Source organism: Sphingomonas sp. LR59, assembly GCF_036855945.1.
Classification (GTDB): Bacteria; Pseudomonadota; Alphaproteobacteria; order Sphingomonadales; family Sphingomonadaceae; genus Sphingomonas.
In genome coordinates this window covers 3,164,354-3,180,313 of record NZ_JASPFL010000001.1, presented here as the reverse complement: position 1 = coordinate 3,180,313, position 15,960 = coordinate 3,164,354, and the positions used below count along the sequence as shown (strand labels likewise).

Sequence of the window (15,960 nt, the reverse complement as noted above, 5' to 3'; positions counted from 1 at the left end):
GCCCTCACCCTCCCACGCTTCGCGCGGGCCCCTCCCTCTCCCCTGAAGGGAGAGGGTTAAGTGTTACCGCCCCAGCAGCACCCGCGCTTGCCCGGCGATCTGCGCGAGCATCGCCGCATTCGGGACGGCCGCATGGCGCGCGCGGTCGATGACCGCCTTGAACTGCGCCACCCGCGTAGCGTTTGCCGTCAGCCAGGCGTCCACCGCACCCTGCGGATCCTGCGCACCACGCCGCGCCAGGAACTCCAGCCGCAACTGCTGGAAATCGCGCGCCAGACCGGCGATCAGCAGGCGCTCCCACGGATCGGTCGGGCTGATCCGCGCCGCATTCGCCTGCGCCCAATCCAGCCCGAGCGCCTGCCCGAGGTGCGTGAACGCGCGCGTGAGGACCGCCTCGTCGAGCGTCATCCGCTCGCCGAGATCGGCCAGACCGACCGCGCCGTCCATCTCGAACAGGCGGACCACCTTGCGCACCAGATCGCCCGGCGCACCGACCGCCTCGAGCTGGCTGGCGATGCGGCTGCTCTGCGCACTCGCCTCTTCGAGCAGCAACGCCGCGGTCTGGCTGTCGAGCTGCGTGATGCCCTTGGCCAGCCGTGCGAGCACGTCGCCCGGTGCCGTTCCCGGCGCCGATACGCGCAACAGGTCGGCGATCTGCGAGCGGGTCGCGACCGCCACCTCGTCGAACAACGCGATCCGTGCGGCCTCTGGCATGACAGCCGTTTCGATCTCCGCCCACAAGGCGGGCAGGTCGAACAGGCGCTCGGCGACGACGAACATCGCCGCGATATCGCCCATCGCCGCGCCTTCCTCTTCCGCCAGTTCGAACGGGTAGAGAATGCCCAATCGGTTGACGATCCGGTTGGCGAGCTTGGTCGCGACGATCTCGGGCCGCAGCCGGTGCTCGTCGATCGCCGTCGCAAAGCGCTCGCGCATCGCCGCAGGGAAGGCAGCGTGCAGGTCGGGCTTGAGCGCATCGTCCTTGGCGATGTCGCCATGCTCGATCGCATCCTGCAACCCGAGCTTGGCGGTCGCCAGCAGGACGGCGAGCTCAGGCCGCGTGAGGCCGAGACCATCCTGTCCACGACGCAGCAGGATGTCGTTCGACGCGAGCCCCTCGACCGCACGATCGAGCCGCCCGGCGCCTTCGAAGATTTCGATCACGCGGACATAGCTCGGCATCGCTACCGCGCCGTCCGCTTCCGCGATCGACAGCGCGAGCGTCTGGAGGCGGTTGTCCTCCAGCACCAGATGCGCGACGTCGTCGGTCATGCTGGCGAGCAGCGTGTTGCGGTCCTCGTACTCCAGTCGCCCCTCGATCATTTCGCGGTTGAGCGCGATCTTGATATTGACCTCGTTATCGGAGCAGTCGACGCCCGCCGAATTGTCAATGAAGTCGGTATTGATCCGCCCGCCACGCGCAGAGAACGCGATGCGTGCGGCCTGCGTGACGCCCAAATTCGCGCCTTCGCCGATCGCGATCACGCGGAGGTCCTCGGCGTTGACGCGCAGCCGGTCGTTGGCCGGATCGCCGACCGCGACGTTCGCCTCGGACGCGGCCTTCACATAGGTGCCGATGCCGCCGAACCAGAGCAGATCGGCCGGCGCCTTGAGGATCGCCGAGATCAGCGCGCCCGGCTCCATCTCGCTCGCGGTTATGCCGAGCGCGGCCTGCACCTGCGGCGACAGCTTCACGATCTTGGCGGTGCGCGCGAACACGCCGCCGCCCTTCGAGATCAGGCTCGCGTCGTAGTCCGCCCAGCTCGACCGCGGCAGCGCGAACATCCGGTTGCGCTCGTCCCAGCTGGCCGCGGGATCGGGATCGGGATCGAGGAAGATGTGGCGGTGATCGAACGCCGCGATGACCTTCAGCGTCTTCGACAACAGCATGCCGTTGCCGAACACGTCGCCCGACATGTCGCCGCAGCCGACGACGGTGATGCTCTCGCTCTGCACGTCGAGGCCGCGCTCGGCGAAGTGCCGCTGGACGCTGAGCCAAGCGCCCTTGGCGGTGATCCCCATCGCCTTGTGATCGTACCCGACCGAACCACCCGAGGCGAACGCGTCGCCCAGCCAGTAGCCGCGTTCGAGTGCGAGCGCGTTCGCCACGTCGCTGAACGTCGCGGTCCCCTTGTCGGCGGCGACCACGAAATATGGGTCCTCGCCGTCGAGGATCGTCACGCCGTCCGGATGCACGACCTTGCCCTCGACGATGTTGTCGGTGATCGACAGCAGCGTGCGGATAAAGATCCGGTAGCTCTCGGTGCCTTCGGCCAGCCACGCGTCGCGGTTCGACGGGGCAGGGAGTTGCTTGGGATAGAAGCCGCCCTTCGCGCCGGTCGGCACGATGACCGCGTTCTTGACGCGCTGCGCCTTCATCAGCCCGAGGATCTCGGTGCGGAAATCGTCGCGACGGTCAGACCAGCGCAGGCCGCCACGTGCGACCGGACCAGCGCGGAGGTGGATGCCTTCGACACGAGGCGAGTAAACCCACACTTCGCGCCACGGCACGGGAGCGGGGAGACCGGGGATCAGATGGCTGTCCAGCTTGAACGCGAGCGCTTCCGATGCGGCCGGCGTGAACGCGTTGGTCCGCAGCGTCGCCGCAATCAGGTTGCGATACGCGCGCAGGATGCGATCGTCGTCGATCGCGGTGACCGCATCGAGCCCGACTTCGATCGCTTGGTCCGCCTCGATCGCGTTGCCCGGGTGCTCCGGATGATGGACCGCAGTAAAACGCGCGATCAATGCCGCGGCGACCTTCGGCGCACGTCGCAACGCGTCGACCACGGTGGTCAGCCCGTACGGGAGCCCGGCCTGACGCAGATACCGGAACCACGCGCGGAACAGCACAATCGCCTCGGGACGCATCCCCAGTTCGACGATCAGCCGATTGAACGCATCGTTCTCGGCCGCGCCCTCCAGCACCGCAGCGATCGCGCCTTCGAGCACGAGGGCGTCGCTTTGCTGCGCGGCGGCATTCGCCTCCAGCACGAAGTCATGCACGAACGGCACGCTGTCGTCGCGCAGCCGCGTCGGCAGTTCGCCGATCACGCGGAAGCCGAAATTCTCCAGCACCGGGACCGCGTCCGACAGCGGCAACGCGCCGCCGAGCTTGTAGATCTTGAGCTGTGGATCGGCACCGGCTTCACCCGGAACGAGGCGCACACCGCGGGCTTCCGGATCGGCCAGCGCGGCGATCCGCTGGATATCCTCGGCGGCCTCGGCGGGCGTGCTGAGGTTGCGGTAGTTCTGCGGGAACGCCGCCGCCCATTTGAGCGCAAGCCGTGCGGCCCGCGGCGGCGGCAACGTCTCGACGAGCGCCGCCTCGACGTCCGACACCCAGCCGCGCACCATCCGCTGCAACCGGAGCGCGAGCGGCGCGACGTCCGGCATCCGGCCATCGCCGCGCAGATCGAGCGTGTAGCGGATCATCGCGACCTCGCCGTCCTCGAGCGCGATCGACCAGTTGAGGATGCTCGCATTCGCCGCCTCCGCCAGCATGTCGCCAATCGCGACGCGGCGGCTGGTGGTAACGTCGTCGCGCGGCAACCAGACGAATCCGAACAAATGACGCCCAAGCGCGGACTCGACGAGCACGAGCGCCGGCCGCGGCCGATCCGCGATGCTCATCGCGGTCAGCGCCAGATCTTCCAGCGCATCCGGCGCGAACGCGATGACCAGATCGTGTGGAAGCGCGGTGAACGCATGCGTCAACGCCTTGCCGGCATGACCACGCGGATCGAACCCGAACTTCGCCTTCATCGCCGCAAGCCGCGTGCGCAACACCGGCACATCGCGCGGCATCGCGGCGAGCGCGGCGCTGGTCCACAGGCCACTGTAGATCGACAGCCCCGCTACCGTCGCGCCCTCCATCACCGGTACCACGACGAGGTCGAGCGGTACGGCGCGGTGGACGGTCGAGATCAGGTTCGACTTCAGCAGCAGCGGCGCGTCGTTGCCCGCCTCGAACCACTTGATCGCAAGCGCGCGCGACGCCTCGGCGAGGATCGGTACGCGATGTTCGTTGCGCGCGATACCGAGCGCGGCGTGGCCGCTCCCGTCACGGTGCCAGATCTGGTGTCCTAGCAACGTCAGATGCCCGCCCAGGAACCACTGCAGCAGCGCAGCGCCCTCGCCCTCGGGCAGCGTCGCGATATCGTCGTCGAGCGCCGCCTGCATCGCGCGCCAGTCGGTCACCGCCGCACGGACGTCGGCCAGCACTGCGGTCAGATCCTCGATCAGCCCGCGACGGTCGCGTGCGTCGGCGCGCTCCATCTCCAGGTAGATCATCGATTCGGGCCGGCCCGCGCCTTGGCCGTCCGCGTCGATCGCATGCAGCGTGCCGTCGGGCGTCCGCGTCGTGCGGACAACGGGGTGGATGATGCGGTCGACCGCGATATCCTGCGCGCCGATCGCCGCGGCGATCGAATCGACCAGGAACGGCATGTCGTCGTTGACGATCGCGAGCCGCATGCGCCGCCGCGTATCGTCCGCGCTGATCGGCTCGATCGCGATCGCCGGCGCGCCGTCGTCGCGGTGCGCGGCGGTGGCAGCGACGAACGCCGCGGCCTGCGCCACCTCGCTCGCACCGAAGTCCTTGAGTTCGCCCGGAAGGGCCCGTTCGGTCAACCGTCCCGCAAGGGTTTCGGTGAGCGTTTTCAGCGATTGGTTAGCCATAGGTCAGGGCCTATGCGCCCGCTATTCGCCTATCTCAACCCTTGTGGCAGCTGCGAAGAGTTATGCTGCGGCGCACCTAAGATGGGGACCGTTCGGCGGCTGCGATCGACGCAAGATCGCCGTCGAACCCGCCGAGAAAGCTTGCGAAACCGCCCGCCGGCACCTGATGCCGCTGGGCATGCCGCAACACCTCCGCGAACGTCTCCAGCCGCGCCGCCTCGAAAGTCGCGCCGAAGACCAGCGTAACGATCTGCATCATCACGTCGGCCTGGCCTGGCAGGCAGGCGGCCTTGGACAATGCGGCGAAATCGCCGTCGTCGTGTTCGGCCGACACCGCAAGATCATGCGCCCGACCCAGCGTCCGGTGGAGCGCCGCCCGACTACGCGCTTCGGCAGCCCGGACCTGCGCCGCACTCTCGCGCGCCATCGCCAGTTGCTCGCCAAGTGGACCAGCTACCACATACTCGGCCGGCAACGGATCATCGAGCACCAGCGCCTCCACGGGCGCCGGCTCGGCAGGCATGACATCGAAGCCGCCACTCGGACCATCGGCCCAGACCTGCGCGGCCGCCCCCGCGACGCGGGAATTGCTCTGAACCGCCGCATCGAGCTCCGCCGACAGCGTCGCCTGCAGATCGGCGTCGGCGAGTTCCTTCCAGTTGATCACGCCGTAGATGAAATCGATCGTCACCCCACCCGACGCGAACGGCATGAGAATGCCGCGATACAGCGTCGTCCGCCCCCGGCTGCTGACGAATTCCGCCTCGAAGCCGATCGGCGCGCGATTGGCGATGATCTGGAGATAATGATCGGTCAGCCGCGACAGCAGCGAGCGGCTGGGCACGTCGGCGATCGTCGCGATCGGCCCTTCCAGCCCGCATTCCTCGCGCAGGGCACGGCCGAGATACGCGATCTTCGGGTCGCCCATCCCGTGGCTGAAATCGAGCAGCACGCTGTGCGGGCCGAAATCGGTGATCGTCTCGGGCTCGAGGTTCGCGATCGACGGATAGGGGCGTCCGTCGAGCAGCGACACCCAGTGATTATACGCGCGCACGTGCATGCGCCGCTCGTCGCCACCAAGATCGAACATGATGTCGTTGACGTCCGCATCGGTCGAACCACCAGCATCCGCCGTCGTCCGATCCGACGGTCCTGCGAACGCCAGTATATCTGCGCCCGCTGCGCGTCCGTGCTCTACGCTGCGTGCCGTCGTCATGCCCAAAGATCCCCGTATCGTCGCCCTGCTTGTGCACCGCGCTTGGTAAACACCGGGTAAACTCGCAAACCGCTTGTCAGCCCGCAAAACCGCTGGTAGTTGCCGCCACCTCGACCGGATACGTCCGGCATCGGGCCGCTTTAGCTCAGCTGGTAGAGCATCGCATTCGTAATGCGGGGGTCACAGGTTCGAGTCCTGTAAGCGGCACCACCTTCAAAATCAGGTTCGAATAGGCTGTCCTCACGGGCGGCCTTTTTGCGTTCCTAGTGGCTCGATTAGCTGCTGTAGCGTCGCCCTCACCGGTTTCCGAACAGGGTCCGACAGGCCCGTACAGCGGTCCAAAAGCGTGTCTTTGTAGGCACATTTCGAGCAAACGAAACTATTCTTCAGGGCCTTGCCAAGCCATTGATATCGCTTGTTAAAATCTTGTCCGTGTCAACCCCTTTCAGGCCTATTTTCTTGCTTTTTAAGTACAGTTTTGGCATAGAGATGAAGAGGGTTTTCCTCCTAACCACCAAAACGAGTATTAAATATGACGACTACCAGTACCCACATCTTTAATAACAAAAAGACCCCATACTCACGTCCTCCGTTGGCGCTCCCGTTGAACCGATATTCGATTCAGATTGGTGGAATTGGAGGAGAGATGGTGATTGGCGAGCTAGATCCGCTAATTGCAAACACCTGGTCTCACCTCGATCATTTTGAACTCGGTGATTTTCTAATCTCCAAGAACGGCGATATGAATGTCGATGCCAATGGTGATCAGATAGCTAATAATAGCGTTGCTCGTAAGTGGAGTGACTTTGACAGTCTCATGCACGTACTCGGGCCCGTATTCGACGACGGGATGAAGATCGACGTTGATCCAGAGGAGTCGCCGACCCTCTTCAGCCGAAAGGTTACCCATCGCTCGTTGAGAAGTTCGATCATCGACGTCGAGACGGTCGGTATTAATCCCTCGGCCTCGTATTTGATGGCTCGTAAGGGACTGCTCATCCACCAGATCTATGGCCTCGAAATTGCCGGTGAATTCGATGTCAGCCGCTTGGCGATGCGCTTCAAGAGCTGGGGTGAACTCCGTGTACTCGACGGCGTCAGCTACAACGGCGTGAACGTCCCACTGGTACATTGCTGTCATCGTCCAATGGACGACGATATGCCAATCGCCGTTATCGTTCCCGGCAGCCGTTAAAACTCAATAAAAACCGATTATAAACAAAGGATAATACAACCATGAATCTAAATCAGTTCAATTTTACTCATATGCCGTTGCCTATTGAAGCCGTGTATTCAAACCGTCTCATCGTGTCGGGACGCATTTCTCGAATCAGCGTCTATGATGTTCCGGTCGGACCAGGAACGGAGTGGGCTCAGCGTAAGGATTCGACCCTTCGTGACTTTATGGCCGATGCTCTTATGGAGAAGGTTGAGTCCAACGAAGGTTTGCTACCCTTCGAGCACGGTGACCAGCTCGGTTTTAATCTTGGCTCGGCTCTTGATCATCGAGATTACGGTATCCTTGTGGAGCAGGGCTTTTCTGTCTCGACGATGGAAGCGTTCGAACCAAACCTGATCAACATCACTGACATTGCTCTCCGTAGTATGACGAAGACATTGAAGAAGATCGTTCCTTTCACATCGTCTTGTGACGCTGCCAACTGGTTTGATCAAGAGCGCCTGCCATCCAGAGCTATCCTCGTAACGAAAACCGACGAAGTCGGGCACTTCGAGTACGAGCTCCCATCCCCTGGATCTCTGAATTATCAGAAATTGAACTTCGGCATCGTCTCTCACGACGGGTTTCCGATGGTCACTGACGTCTATCACGGGAAGAAGAAGCTGAAATGCGTCGATCAAAGCACCACTCACCAGCAAAAACCTGCCGTCGACATGTTCGTGTATCATTGAAAATATAGTTGCCGGGACGTTACAAAACGTCTCGGTATCCGTATAAATAACCAAACCCTACTTTCTCTTTACCCAACCAACACCCGAGGACCATGAACCGAGCCCAAACCCTTTCCCATCAAGCAGCGTTCCGAGATTTTGCTCGGATCGATCACTGGCATGCACCCCATGCTGTGACGCTGACGATGAAGCAGGGTATGCCGGTTGCTAATGGGTATCGTTCGACGATGGCCTATCTGGATGAAGGCAAAGCCTCCCAGAACCTCGGTCACTTCCACAGTGTTCTGAGCCGAAAGCTCCTAGGCAAGCCAGCGGACCGCTACGGAAAGCGTGTTCCCCTCATCCCCGTTATCGAGGGTGGGAATGGTAAGCGGCTCCACTACCACGTTATGATCGACTGCCCTCGGGCCGATCTGCAATCCGACTTCTCGAACCTCGTTCGGGACACTTGGCTCCGTACGCAATGGGGCCACGGTCAAATCGATATCCAGCCTCAGGCCGATATCGGATGGATCAATTACATCAGCAAGTTCCGTGACAAGCCCAACTATAGCGATGCTGTAGATTGGCCGAATTACCACAATCCCGACTGACGGGTATACACCCCTTCGAGACCCTTGCCCTCGTTGACCTACACCTCTTGGTTCGAAAACGCTTTCGGACCTTGATTAATAGGTGTGTCTAAAACGCATCTAAAAACTTTTACATACTTCTGTGATAAATTATCAAATATGAATTTATAGGAACGATGACGCAGTCATCCGACGAAGTCGGTTTCAGAATGTCAGAGAGTTGAAATATCAGCGGGTCTTCAATATGTCCGACAGGTATAAAACGGGATATTCGTATGATTGAGGACACTTAAATAATATTTAGAATTATTCGTTTATTGTTAGATACGATGCAGAATGCATATAGATCTACATAGATTGTTCGATCGTTTCTATTTTTTGATTGAGCAGGTTTCGTTTTCGAATGTCGTTCAAAAAAACGGATTAGAACGTCGATTGACCGTCATTCGTGGGATCTGGCGTTTCGGAATCAGATCGGTCGCTGACGGCGGTTTAAAACGGGTTATTTCCGGGATTGCCGTTCCGATCGGGGTTCGTCGGTTTTTATATCGATCGCAATGACCGCTTTCGCCCAATAGCGGACATTCCACGGGCCGGGGTGACTGCAGGTTACCCGCCGGCTAGATGAGACTGCTAATAGCGATCGGAAGTCGATCAGCCTTCAGGAGAGTGCCTGTGCTTTTTCACACCATGGTCGGATCCAATGACATTGAACGGTCCAAGCGCTTCTACGACACGGTGCTCGGCACCTTGGGTGCAGGGGAAGGGACGCGAAATATCGCCGACAGCGGCCATACACGTCTGATCTACAATAACGGCGACGGAACTAACTTTATCGTCAGCCAGCCGATCAACGACGAAGCGGCAAGCGTCGCCAACGGCAGCACCGTCGCCTTTTCCTGCGACTCGCCCGAACAGGTGAAGCAGCTTCACGATACCGCCGTTGCCGCTGGCGGGACATCGATCGAAGCTCCGCCCGGACCGCGCGAAACTGCCTCCATGGGCACCATCGAGCTGGCCTATTTTCGTGACCCCGACGGCAACAAATTGTGCGGAATTCATTTTCCTGCCTGATTTGTCCGACATGGGTCCGCTTCTAATTATAGCGGACCCCGATCTCGGATAACGCGAATGTCCGCTCTCCTGCCCATTACGGCCATTCCGCCCAAGGCACGTTCGCCTGCATGGGTCTTAGACCACACCTTTTTTGACACTCAATGCTACCGAGACGAGAAACCCGCCGATGGTTGGGAACCCGCAGGCGGTCATCAAACCCAGTACCGTCGCCGCCGTGGCATATGGCAAGGGATCGTGCTTGAGAGCCTTGGCCGCTCGACGAGCATAGCGTGAGGCCTCGATCATCAGACCTTCGGCGCCGGAGGCCATGAGCTGGCCGCTGTCGGCCGCGTCGAGCACGGCCCCTAGTGCCGTATGTAGCTGCTTTAGGTGTCGTAACGCACCTTCAACCTCGTCCAGTGGTGAACCGCCATTCGACGACGGTTGCTCAAGGATCTTTATAAGTATTCCGATCGCGGACTGCGCGACAGGGATCAGCGTCTTCACGGCTTTTACTCGTTGCCCCGCACTTTGGACGCCCGTCCAGGCACTGCTGTCGTAAGAGGGGGTACAGCTTGAGGTGGCGGATTGAGGCGCTCCAGATGTTGAAGCAACGGCTCGAATTCATTTCGCAAATATTGCCGGCGCGGTTCCCAGGATGGGTCGACGCCTTTGGCAAAAGACCAGAGGCTGCTGGTGTCTCTATTTCGGCGAAAGAGGGTCGGAGCGAGTCCGCCATATTCTGCGTTTCGGATCATGTCGTCGCGCATCGCCTTGTAGCTGTCTCCGTCGAGATCGTGGCCACCAGTGAAGAATGAGCTCAAAGTATCGAGGTACCCGATCACCCGTTCGTAGGATGCCTCTCCAACCGCGAGCTCGCCGCTGGTATCGGCCATAGCTTTCTCCCGATTAATATGCCGAATATTAAGACACACGCTCGACGATTGGACTATTAGGGCGTCACACACCTAGAAAGCGCAACTGCCCCAAGTACGGCTGGGTATTGAAGCTGGTGTATCGAAGGAGCGCTGCCGATTAACAGCACTCCTCCGAATACAAATGCGCCGCTTGTCAGCATGCGAAAATTCGATCCCTATAGCCCAATAGCCTCACCAGCTGCACTATAGCGAAGTTCCCATGACTTCCGACCAAGGCCGCCACCACCGAAGGCACCGTCACCGTAATTTTTGAACCGCATCGTTAAGCCGTCGCCACGGTTCCAAACGTAAACGGTACCCTTGCGTTGAAGGATCGAACCCTCCTTGCCGCTTGCGACGCTGGGCTGTCCGTATTTGCTCGATAGAGCTGTTAGAACGTCATCCGCACACCGGCCGCCAAGAGACCCGTTGCCGCTAAGGTTCACGCCCGATACGATGCCCCCGTCGTCGAACGTTACGTCTGCGTCGGCTTTGCATTTACCCGTCACCACGACATGATCGAAGTGAACGACCTTCTCTCGGTAATCGACATCACCACCTTTGGGATAAATTGCCTCAACCTGCGCCCGCGTCATGCCAGTCTCGACCTTTTGCCAGATCGTTGCCGCATCGGCCTGCGCGGCTACCATCGTGAGCAAAGCTCCGCCCACGAACCCCTTTAACTTCATCAGTCATCCCCTGTTTAGCCCTCGGCTATCGATACTTAACGTCGTTTTGGAGCCGCTGTCATCCGGTGATTACCCGGAGATTAGCAGTACAGCGACTACCAGGTTAGAACGGAAGATGGTTCTGAGCGATATTGGTAAATCGGAAGGGTATGACACGTCCCGTTTCATCAGGGCTGTTGCGGGCCAGCTACAATCTGCTCACCCCGTTCTTCTAATAGTCGCCGCTGGTAAGCACGCCGCGCTGCCCACCCTACAGATCGAATGAAAGCGCCATTTGAGGTTCCGCCAACAACTCCGCCAATAGCAGGGATGACTTGAAGTGCCTTCTTTTTGGTAAGATTATACCCAAGCTGCTTGGCAACGTGCTTTAGCGATAGAAAGACGGCTTCTTGAGAAATCTTCGTGCTAGCTGCCTTGGTACCCATTTGTTTAATGGTCGAATTTCCAATCATGGTCTTCATGGCTTGAAGGAAGGCAAGAGAAGCGAGTTTGTCCTTGTTAGAGGTTGCCCCAGCGAGACCTAAGACACTGACCGCGAACTCATACTCTGTGTCCCCATCGATCGGGAAGCCATAGCAGAGCGCGACTTGGCGAATCGTACGAAAGGCGATAGTGATGATAGCGGGGATGTCCGCCGCTATCCCGGGCAAGCCAAACGTACCAGTTAGTGCTCCCTCGGCGCTCGCTTGTGCAATTGACCAATTATGTACTGAATCCGCCATAGCGTCTTGTTGCTGTAGTGGAAGCTGTTTGACCTCAGCGAGAGTTGATGTACCAGCCTCAGCCAAAACCCAACTTTCCCGAGCTGTAAGCCCAGCGATCCAATCGGCCCCTGTCATCATTCCACTAATGGCAACGTCGGGAACCACGATTCTTGCCGCCCAAGCGAGCGGCGAAAGCGCATAATTCAATGCGGTTGTAATCATCCACGGTTCTTGCGCTTCCCACGCAATGATCTCGTTCATCTGCTGCTGAAGGTAATTTGCAGTCATTATCAGGCCTCCGTCGAAGGCTTCCCCTTCGGTAAGCCATCAGAAATTGCAATCTGTGCTTCTTGAATTTTTGTCCAATCCCATGGTCGTCCGGGATTGATGCGCCTGTGGCTTGGTAGTTAGCGTACCATTGTATGAGTTTTTCTCCCGTTGCCTCGTCGTCGTCAATCACGGACCCAGGGACGGTAAGAGGATTCAACATGTGCCTGGCCGACCTTCCCAACCCAGACGACGCTTCCGCGATTTTTGCATTTGCGATGACGTTCAACGGATACGATTATTTCGGCTCGTTCGACGCATCTGCGGCCGCTGCCGGCTCGGGAGACCGATCGAGCCTGACGCTGATCAGGAACGAGCTATTTTTCGCTGCAAGAGCATCCCGTCACGGTGACGACGATCGGCTCATCATTCTCTACCGCGAATTGCTGCCGCTGTTCGCTGAGCGTTGCGAAGCGTTTACTCGAATTTCGGGTCCCCATATTCCATCAAGTGCGGACGGCGGTTCAAACGATCGTTGTCCAGTAACAGCAATTCGACCGATCGATGTTGAGGACTGGATTGACCGATGGTTAGCTCGAATCCGAAGGCCGTAACGACCGGCGAAATGACGGTGTTGATCGAGACGGTTGAGCGAACCTACTTCCCACAACGCCACACCCCGACCGAAGGATCGACTGACGAAGCGGTCGTCGACATTTTAGGTAGGGTGGAGTCTGCATCGAAGCCGTACGACCGCTATGCCGGACAGTCGATCGAGATCGCTTTGCGTTCGTCGCGATCATTCTCAGCCGGTACCGAGGAAGAGACCGTGGGCGCGCTCGGTCCGTTCTCGATATCGCTTCGTAAGCGCGGCTGTTCGGTACTGGCCTACCTACCGTCGGACGCGTTCTGGGCGATACCCGGAATGATATCGGACCATTCGGTGACGCATATCGGGTTGACGTTTGACACGCCCCGACACGGTTCTGGCAGTCTGGAGAGCATCCACTTCGCGCCCGCTCTGCGCGTCAACGTAAGCTGACCAGCCGAGCAAAGCTAACCCTCATCTCAAGCCAATCTTGACGGCGCCGTGATTATGGGGCGTGTTCGACCGGTTGTACGGGGTGGGGACTGAAATTGACGATTGAACTGGACCGGTTGGCGCAGAACCTTGACCCGTTGAAAACCGTTTTATTTTTGGAGCTGGTTCCTCCATCCCCTCCGGATCGCCCAGCGCCGCAGACCTGACGAACGCCATTGCTGACAAGTTCTCGATCGACAGCGCTGGTTTTAATTTATCCGAAGTTGCAGAACTCGCCGAATTAAACGCAGACAGATCGCAGCTCATACAATTTGTTAGAGCACAATTCCCGAAGCCCGCCCCAACTGGGGGACTGCTGAACATTCCTGCCTACAGCTGGAAGGGGATATATACGACGAACTACGACGAGTTACTTGAGCGCGCGCATACGATTCGAAATGTGGCTTTCAAGGTCATAACAACAAATTACGACTTCTCCAAAACAAGCATTCCCGATGCACAGCCTATTTACAAGATTCATGGCACTCTGAACCATGATGTGGTCGATGGCCATAAGAGCCGGATGATCCTAACTCAAGGTGACTACGATAAAGCTGTCGAGTATCGTGATTTTCTTTTCACGCGATTAGCGTCAGATATGGCGGGTGCCGACCTTGTTATCGTCGGTTACTCTCTATCAGATATCGATATAAAGTCCGTCGTCGACCGGGTGTTAGGGCTCCAAGCGAAAATGGGTGGCGCTGGGGGACAGATATACCTTCTTTTATATCAACGAGACGAAAACCGTGCTCGCCTGTTCGAGAGTAGAGGGGTGCGCGTCAGTTTTGGGGGTATAGATGAGTTTTCCGAGGCGCTGGCGCGCATCGGGCCGTCGACCGCCGCGGCTTACTCGACAGCCAACGATCCGGTACAGCAGTCCAAAGTACTGAGCGCAACTACGGTCGATATTAAACATTCAATATCTGCGCTTAAGGCAAATCCAAGTGCGATGTTCAACGGATGGGCCGCGTCATATGCGGATGTCTCAGCGGATTTGACCTTCGCGCGGACCGTTTCTAACTCCGTAATTGGTTCGTTCACAACATCAACAAATCAATTTGCTACGATTATCGGGGCTAGCGGGGTCGGCAAGACAACCGCGGCACGGCAAGTTGCTGTTCATCTGGAGGGGCTTGGTTGGGCGTGTTGGGAGCACAAATTAGACTTCCCCTTTCGGTAGAGGAATGGGTTCAAGCTGCGGAAAGGCTCGAAGCGAAAAGCTTGGAGGGGCTTTTAATAATCGATGAAGCTCAATTTCACTTATCGTCTGTAAATAAACTGGTCGAGATTTTGACCGGTAAGGGTCTTGGTAGGTTACGGATATTGCTCGTTGCCCCGCGATCGCATTGGCAGTTTCGTTCGAAGAGCGCCATTTTGACCAAGCGCGGCGTTGAGCATACGTTATCCAAGCTGAATTCGCAGGAAATTGACCGCCTCATAGCGCTCGTCTCTTCGTCAAATGATATCAGCCCCCTTGTCGAAGGTACGTTCGCCGGTTTTTCGTTCCAAGAGAAAAGGCGAAGGTTGGAAGATCGATGTGAAGCTGATGCTTTCGTTTGCATAAGAAACATCTTCGCAACCGAAAAATTCGATGACATCATCTTGCGCGAATATGCTCAGCTTTCGGTTGCCGACCAAGAGATCTACCGCCTTGTCGCAGCGATGGAGCATGCGGGAATCCGTGTTCATCGACAGCTTGTGATCCGCTTAACGAACGTCGCGGCGGATATGGTCGAGGTGGCCCTGAAAAACCTGGTCGATGTAATCAGCGAATATGACGTATCTACTCGTTTCGGCGTGTTCGGCTGGAAGGTTCGTCACGGAGTCATCGCAAGCATAATTGCGAAGTACAAGTATGCCGACCCTGCTGCGATGCTGGAACTGTTCGAACGCGTTATCGAAAATATCTCGCCGACATATGAAATCGAGCGCAGCACGATCCGAGAGATATGTAACATCGATACCGGTTTGCCGAGCATACCGGACAAGGACGTGCAAAATAAGCTATTGCGACAGCTCATCTCCATTGCACCCGGCGAGTCCGTTCCACGCCATCGCTTGATTCGTAACCTCATAGCGCTCGAAAAATTTGATCTAGCTGATACCGAAATTCGCGTTTTTAAAAACGACATCGGATCTGACGGTCCGGTCACCCGCTATCAGGTCTCACTTCTGCTCGCGAGGGCCATTTACACCCCTGGCATCATGCCTGAGGACCGATTGGTGATTCTGCGGAAGGCAGAATCACAAGCGGCCTTGGCCGTAGAGAAATTTTCAAACAATGCTCGTGTTCACGCAATTTATTGCGACGTTGGGTTAGAAATTCTGAAACGCACTGCGGATGATGCTGTGTTTGAATCCGCGTTACGTGGGATGCGTGCAGCCGAGGGCAGAACTGGTGATGAGGACATAACTCGCATGATCCGTACGTACGAGAGAAGGCGGTACGAGACACAATTATAAGTCTCAATGGTGCGTCAGGGCATAAGTACCCGGTACTTACAGCTGAGGCAAAATCGATGAATAACAGCACTTTACACACACTCGTCAATTTCCGGGCGTCCAAAACGCTTTTGGAATCGTTCGACCGCGTCTGCCTGCTATCGGGTAAAACGCGAACGCAGGTACTTTCGGAAATGATGCGTCAACGGGTCCTGCATGTTGGATCCAAGCTGCCTGCAAAGCTGGAAACCCAGCGATCGATCGATGAGCGGTTGAAGGTCGCGGTTGAAGGGCGAGCATCGGTGCCACCAGCGGATTCGCCTCGTACGTGGTCGGTCGGTGCAGGAGGTCGGGTAAAGCCGTTCTCGTCGTTTGATCAGTGTGGATCGTGAGCATGCTGTCGAAGACCGTTGGGCCAAAGACGA

General features: G+C 58.3%; 14 protein-coding genes and 1 tRNA gene. 9 read left to right on the top strand and 6 right to left on the bottom strand.

The annotated features are described in order from the left end of the window. Window positions 1-63: 63 nt before the first annotated feature. Window positions 64-4,680: an NAD-glutamate dehydrogenase gene (locus tag QP164_RS14815; RefSeq protein ID WP_333923634.1), complete on the bottom strand. Its 4,617-nt coding sequence runs from the start codon at window positions 4,678-4,680 to the stop codon at window positions 64-66. 76 nt (window positions 4,681-4,756) lie between these two features. Next, entirely contained in the window at window positions 4,757-5,896 is a 1,140-nt protein-coding gene (locus QP164_RS14810; protein ID WP_333923633.1) for a PAS domain-containing protein, read from the bottom strand. A gap of 134 nt (window positions 5,897-6,030) precedes the next feature. On the opposite strand from QP164_RS14810, the gene QP164_RS14805 reads away from it, so the two are divergent. The 5 genes from QP164_RS14805 (at window position 6,031) to QP164_RS14785 (ending at window position 9,453) form a co-directional block, all read left to right on the top strand. Continuing rightward, window positions 6,031-6,106, top strand: a tRNA-Thr gene (locus QP164_RS14805). A 394-nt stretch (window positions 6,107-6,500) separates the two neighbouring features. Then, window positions 6,501-7,091: a hypothetical protein gene (locus QP164_RS14800; RefSeq protein ID WP_333923632.1), complete on the top strand. Its 591-nt coding sequence runs from the start codon at window positions 6,501-6,503 to the stop codon at window positions 7,089-7,091. A gap of 41 nt (window positions 7,092-7,132) precedes the next feature. After that, on the top strand, window positions 7,133-7,807 hold the full coding sequence (locus tag QP164_RS14795) for a hypothetical protein (RefSeq protein ID WP_333923631.1): 675 nt from the start codon (window positions 7,133-7,135) through the stop codon (window positions 7,805-7,807). Between the two features lie 173 nt (window positions 7,808-7,980). Further along, window positions 7,981-8,400, top strand: a complete 420-nt coding sequence (locus QP164_RS14790) for a rolling circle replication-associated protein (protein ID WP_333923630.1) — start codon at window positions 7,981-7,983, stop codon at window positions 8,398-8,400. 654 nt (window positions 8,401-9,054) lie between these two features. Further along, entirely contained in the window at window positions 9,055-9,453 is a 399-nt protein-coding gene (locus QP164_RS14785) for a VOC family protein (protein WP_333923629.1), read from the top strand. A 117-nt stretch (window positions 9,454-9,570) separates the two neighbouring features. Here QP164_RS14785 and QP164_RS14780 read toward each other — a convergent pair whose 3' ends face one another. The 4 genes from QP164_RS14780 to QP164_RS14765 all read right to left on the bottom strand — a co-directional run bounded on the left by QP164_RS14780 (window position 9,571) and on the right by QP164_RS14765 (window position 12,033). Next, window positions 9,571-9,942 carry a hypothetical protein gene (locus QP164_RS14780; RefSeq protein WP_333923628.1) on the bottom strand — a complete coding sequence of 124 codons (372 nt, stop codon included), beginning with the start codon at window positions 9,940-9,942 and terminating at the stop codon, window positions 9,571-9,573. A 5-nt stretch (window positions 9,943-9,947) separates the two neighbouring features. Next, window positions 9,948-10,331 (bottom strand): hypothetical protein, encoded by a 384-nt coding sequence (locus QP164_RS14775; RefSeq protein WP_333923627.1) that lies wholly within the window; start codon window positions 10,329-10,331, stop codon window positions 9,948-9,950. Between the two features lie 197 nt (window positions 10,332-10,528). Continuing rightward, window positions 10,529-11,041 (bottom strand): hypothetical protein, encoded by a 513-nt coding sequence (locus tag QP164_RS14770; RefSeq protein ID WP_333923626.1) that lies wholly within the window; start codon window positions 11,039-11,041, stop codon window positions 10,529-10,531. A gap of 167 nt (window positions 11,042-11,208) precedes the next feature. Further along, a complete protein-coding gene (locus QP164_RS14765; protein ID WP_333923625.1) occupies window positions 11,209-12,033 on the bottom strand; it encodes an EcsC family protein in 825 nt (274 codons plus the stop codon). 200 nt (window positions 12,034-12,233) lie between these two features. Between QP164_RS14765 and QP164_RS14760 the strand changes: the two genes are divergently transcribed. The 4 genes from QP164_RS14760 to QP164_RS14745 all read left to right on the top strand — a co-directional run bounded on the left by QP164_RS14760 (window position 12,234) and on the right by QP164_RS14745 (window position 15,556). After that, window positions 12,234-12,626 carry a hypothetical protein gene (locus QP164_RS14760; RefSeq protein ID WP_333923624.1) on the top strand — a complete coding sequence of 131 codons (393 nt, stop codon included), beginning with the start codon at window positions 12,234-12,236 and terminating at the stop codon, window positions 12,624-12,626. A gap of 11 nt (window positions 12,627-12,637) precedes the next feature. Next, on the top strand, window positions 12,638-13,054 hold the full coding sequence (locus QP164_RS14755) for a hypothetical protein (RefSeq protein ID WP_333923623.1): 417 nt from the start codon (window positions 12,638-12,640) through the stop codon (window positions 13,052-13,054). Between the two features lie 151 nt (window positions 13,055-13,205). Next, window positions 13,206-14,273 carry an SIR2 family NAD-dependent protein deacylase gene (locus QP164_RS14750; RefSeq protein WP_333924274.1) on the top strand — a complete coding sequence of 356 codons (1,068 nt, stop codon included), beginning with the start codon at window positions 13,206-13,208 and terminating at the stop codon, window positions 14,271-14,273. After that, window positions 14,231-15,556: a hypothetical protein gene (locus QP164_RS14745; protein ID WP_333923622.1), complete on the top strand. Its 1,326-nt coding sequence runs from the start codon at window positions 14,231-14,233 to the stop codon at window positions 15,554-15,556. Before QP164_RS14750 ends, QP164_RS14745 begins: the two co-directional genes overlap by 43 nt. The last annotated feature ends 404 nt before the right edge of the window (window positions 15,557-15,960 follow it).